Source organism: Phyllobacterium sp. P5_D12, assembly GCF_054049495.1.
In genome coordinates this window covers 1-3,835 of record NZ_JBFUMG010000430.1, presented here as the reverse complement: position 1 = coordinate 3,835, position 3,835 = coordinate 1, and the positions used below count along the sequence as shown (strand labels likewise).

Sequence of the window (3,835 nt, the reverse complement as noted above, 5' to 3'; positions counted from 1 at the left end):
GTCAGAGGGTGAAACTATGGGGCGAAGCGCGAATTGTCGAAGACGACCCCGATCTCATGCAACAGCTGATGCCGGAGGGCTATCGGGCACGACCTGAGCAGGCGATCCTGTTCACAGTTACTGCCTGGGATATGAACTGCCCGCAGCACATTCCCATGCGTTTCGAGGCCACCGACGTGGCCGCATTGTTGGCCGAGCGCGACGAGCGCATCAAGTCGCTCGAAGCGGAGGTTACCCGCTTGCGGAACCCGGCGCGCTAAGGTGCGGACGCTAATTGTACAGCGCCGGATTACCCGTCTTCAAGCACTCGATCCGGTTTGCCAGGAGTGACGAGAATTGCGAATTCCCGACCCTTGAACCAATCTCGGCGATTTCGTCGAAGTCGACGTCGAGCAGCAAGCCGCGTGCACTCAGCAAGGACATCACGCCTGTGACGAGCGTGCGTTCCACTGCGTAGTCCATATTGAGTTGTGCTATTTCGTCTGATTGTTCTTTGAGAATGCTAAAAAGCTGCCCCAGTTTTTCGTTCATTATTTGGTGCCCACCACGTAACCCCTGCCTGAATCATTCCAAGATTCTTGACGGAAACGTAATAGACCGTAAGAGCTATTTTAGCGTCAGTGGTCTAACCAATGTGGATTAACAATCGCCATCAGTTCACTGAGACGCGATCAAAGTGCTGGCAATGTTTCCTTCGACATAGATATCCGCTTCCTTGGCGGCCTCGATGAACACGGAGCGCGCCGTGTCACCGGTTGCGCTTCCGTCCATGGCTTCGAGGCACGCCAGTTGTGCGAGACCATGCAGCCGTCCGCGTTTGCCGGGCCATTCGTTCAAGAGGAATTCTGCAGCTTCCGCAACGGAGGCGATCGTGCGAAGCCTGTCGGGAAAAAGCGACTCTACTGTAACAGACCTGAAGTGAACGTTTTCCATAGTGCTAGAACGCAAGAGCTCAAATTTAGGTTCCCGTTTCAAAACTTGCATCCTTGTAGCTAGTTGAACTTCGCCGTGCATTGCCTGTTTACTTCGGCGACCATGTGCTAAGTTCGCTGAAATCAGACTGGATACATTCGCCTGGTTCGCGCGGCGAATAGGCGAAAACCTTCAAATCACGACCAAGGGAGAAACGCGATGGGCCTTCGCATTAATGACACTGCACCGGATTTCACAGCTGAAACCACGCAGGGCGAAATCCATTTCCACGACTGGATCGGCGGCAGCTATGCCGTGTTGTTCAGTCATCCGAAGAATTTCACGCCGGTCTGYACGACCGAGCTTGGCTACATGGCCGGACTTGCTCCGGAGTTCGCCAAACGCAATGCCAAGATCATCGGCATTTCGGTCGATCCTGTCGAAAATCACGACAAGTGGAAGGCGGATATCAAGACGGCAACGGGCCATGAGGTCGACTACCCCCTCATCGGCGACAGGGACCTGAAGGTTGCAAAACTGTATGACATGCTGCCTGCGGAAGCAGGCGACACGTCCGAGGGCCGCACACCCGCCGACAACGCCACCGTGCGCTCGGTCTTCGTCATCGGTCCGGACAAGAAGGTGAAGATGACCCTCACCTATCCGATGACCACAGGCCGCAACTTTGACGAGATCCTGCGCGCAATCGACAGCATCCAGCTCACCGCAAAACACCAGGTTGCGACACCGGCCCAGTGGAAGCAGGGTGAGGATGTCATCATCACCGCGGCGGTTTCGGATGAGGACGCGAACCAGCGTTTCGGCGGCTTCGAGCGCGTGTTGCCCTATCTACGCAAGACCAAGCAGCCAAGCGCCTGAACGATACAGTATGAGACCCGCCCCAATTGGCGGGTTTCATTTTTCTATCACGTTGTTCTTATTGTAATCCGCAACTCGCTAGCTGCGCGGCATAGGTACCTGCCACTGTGGCTGTTCGCCGTGCGGTGCGATCGATGCCCGGCTTGCTCCGCCAAGTACCACGCGCAAAGTCATTCGGCCCTGCATAGTAAGCGGCGTAAAGATTATAGGCATCGTTGAGCGGAATGCCATTCATCTGATGGCTCCTTGCGTGGTACCAGCCAATGAAACGAACAGCATCGCTGAAATCCGTTCGCCGGGCTGCCCAGCGTCCGGTTTCCCGCTGATAGTCCGCCCATGTCCCATCCAGGGCCTGGGAATACCCATATGCGGTGGATGGCCGTGACCACGGAATAAAGCCGAACAATTTTGTACGCGGCGGCTTGACCCGGGCCTGATAGCCGGATTCCGTATAGATCGTCGCCATGAGGATGGGAACCGGCACGCCATATTCCGTCTCGACGCTCTTGGCCTGCTTGTACCAATTGTTGAAGAAGCCGTCTCTCTGATCGAATACGGCACAGACATTGTTGGTCTGGGTTGGCGCTGTGGCGCAGCCTGTGAGCAACAACAACGCAATGAACATGATGCGGCGCATGGGCAAGTCCTTGTCTAGACCCTTTCACCTATTCCGCAATTCCTAACGACTGGTTACCGGTTAATTGATTCGTAATCTCCTCCTTAAAATTTGATTAAAGATCGATTTGACACTGCGCGGCTTCGCCTCTTGACCCATCAATTATTACCGTCATACAATACTACGACGAGCGACAAACATCGCTAGCGATCTCCATCCATGCTGAAGCGGAACAATTACCATGAGCGATTTGATGCCCACTCAAACGATAGGCTTTGCGGAAACCCGCGACGGGATAAGGCTTTCCTATCGCATCGTCCCCGGGAGCGGCGAAGGCCGCTGTGTTCTCATTCATTCGCTGGCGATGGACAAGTTTTTCTGGGAGCCAACCGCGGCGGCACTCGCCGGTGCATCCGAGGTTCTCATTTATGACTGCCGCGGTCACGGCGTTTCCGGCAAACCGGCAGGCCCCTACAGCACTGGGCAATTCGCCGATGATCTCGCCGATCTCATGAACCATGTCGGCTGGTCATCGGCCGTCGTCGCCGGTGCGTCGATGGGCGGCTGCATCGCTCTTGCCTTTGCCGCAGCCTATCCTGAGCGTGTCGACGCTCTCGGCCTGTTCGACACCACAGCCTGGTACGGAGAAAATGCTCCCGCAGCCTGGGCTGAACGCGCTGAAAAAGCCAGGAACGAAGGCCTGAAGGCCCTTGTCGGTTTCCAGAAGACCCGCTGGTTCAGCGATGGCTTTCGCGAGGCAAACCCGGATGTGGTGGAAGCCGCCGTCTCGACCTTCCTCGCCAATGAAATCGACGCCTATGTCGCGACCTGCAACATGCTCGGTGCAGCCGACCTGCGCGAAGCATTGCCGAAGTTTGACTTCCAGTGCCGCGTTCTTGTCGGAACCGAGGATTATGCGACGCCGCCGGAAATGGCACGCGTGCTCGCAGATAACATTCCCGGCGCCACACTGACGATCCTGGAGGGCGTCCGCCATTTTACCCCGCTGGAAGTACCGGCCATCATCGCCGGCAATCTGCAGCTGCTGATCGAGGCCGCCAAGGCCTGAGGGGATATAAAGGACGGCGCGATCACTCGCGCCGTCTGTCTTATTCCGCCGCCTTTTGGCTGGCCCCACGCGGCAGATTGTACATGCCGCGTGGCAGTCCCGACAGGAATTCGATGACTTCGCTGCTGTCGATGACATCCGCGTACTTGGCGTTCATGTCGCACAGCGTCATGGCGTGGCTCGCCTCGGAACGCTCGAAGCACCCGTCTTCGACCATCGTCACCCGCAAATTATAGCTGAAGGCATCAACCACCGTCGCCCGCACGCAGCCGCTGGTTGCGGTTCCGGCAACGATGACACTGTCACAACCGAGCAGCGTCAAACAGCTGATGAGGTTGGTACCGTGGAAAGCGCTGGGC

General features: G+C 56.7%; 6 protein-coding genes and 1 pseudogene. 3 read left to right on the top strand and 4 right to left on the bottom strand.

Annotated features, from left to right (window positions below):
- A pseudogene (locus tag ACXJ5O_RS21085) lies at positions 1–260 on the top strand (pyridoxamine 5'-phosphate oxidase family protein); the annotation flags it as partial.
- 10 nt (positions 261–270) lie between these two features.
- Here ACXJ5O_RS21085 and ACXJ5O_RS21080 read toward each other — a convergent pair.
- Both ACXJ5O_RS21080 and ACXJ5O_RS21075 read right to left on the bottom strand, forming a co-directional pair.
- Positions 271–531 (bottom strand): hypothetical protein, encoded by a 261-nt coding sequence (locus tag ACXJ5O_RS21080; protein ID WP_457301597.1) that lies wholly within the window; start codon positions 529–531, stop codon positions 271–273.
- A gap of 126 nt (positions 532–657) precedes the next feature.
- A complete protein-coding gene (locus ACXJ5O_RS21075) occupies positions 658–975 on the bottom strand; it encodes a DUF982 domain-containing protein (RefSeq protein WP_457301596.1) in 318 nt (105 codons plus the stop codon).
- Positions 976–1,131: 156 nt separating this feature from the next.
- Between ACXJ5O_RS21075 and ACXJ5O_RS21070 the strand changes: the two genes are divergently transcribed.
- Positions 1,132–1,791 (top strand): peroxiredoxin, encoded by a 660-nt coding sequence (locus tag ACXJ5O_RS21070; protein ID WP_112530554.1) that lies wholly within the window; start codon positions 1,132–1,134, stop codon positions 1,789–1,791.
- A 58-nt stretch (positions 1,792–1,849) separates the two neighbouring features.
- Here ACXJ5O_RS21070 and ACXJ5O_RS21065 read toward each other — a convergent pair whose 3' ends face one another.
- Complete coding sequence (locus tag ACXJ5O_RS21065) at positions 1,850–2,428, bottom strand: transglycosylase SLT domain-containing protein (protein ID WP_457301595.1); 579 nt, start codon at positions 2,426–2,428, stop codon at positions 1,850–1,852.
- A 220-nt stretch (positions 2,429–2,648) separates the two neighbouring features.
- Here ACXJ5O_RS21065 and ACXJ5O_RS21060 point away from each other — a divergent pair, with 220 nt between their 5' ends.
- Positions 2,649–3,476, top strand: coding sequence for an alpha/beta fold hydrolase (locus tag ACXJ5O_RS21060; RefSeq protein ID WP_457301594.1), 828 nt, complete (start codon positions 2,649–2,651; stop codon positions 3,474–3,476).
- 40 nt (positions 3,477–3,516) lie between these two features.
- On the opposite strand, the gene ACXJ5O_RS21055 is transcribed toward ACXJ5O_RS21060, so the two are convergent.
- Positions 3,517–3,835, bottom strand: a 319-nt coding sequence (locus tag ACXJ5O_RS21055; RefSeq protein WP_457301593.1) for an isochorismatase family protein, incomplete at its 5' end; no start/stop codon positions are given.

Excerpts from the sequence above, each read along its gene's own strand:
- ACXJ5O_RS21080 (WP_457301597.1), bottom strand. The coding sequence starts at position 531 with ATGAACGAAAAACTGGGGCAGCTTTTTAGCATTCTCAAAGAACAATCA.
- ACXJ5O_RS21065 (WP_457301595.1), bottom strand. The coding sequence starts at position 2,428 with ATGCGCCGCATCATGTTCATTGCGTTGTTGTTGCTCACAGGCTGCGCC.
- ACXJ5O_RS21060 (WP_457301594.1), top strand. The coding sequence starts at position 2,649 with ATGAGCGATTTGATGCCCACTCAAACGATAGGCTTTGCGGAAACCCGC.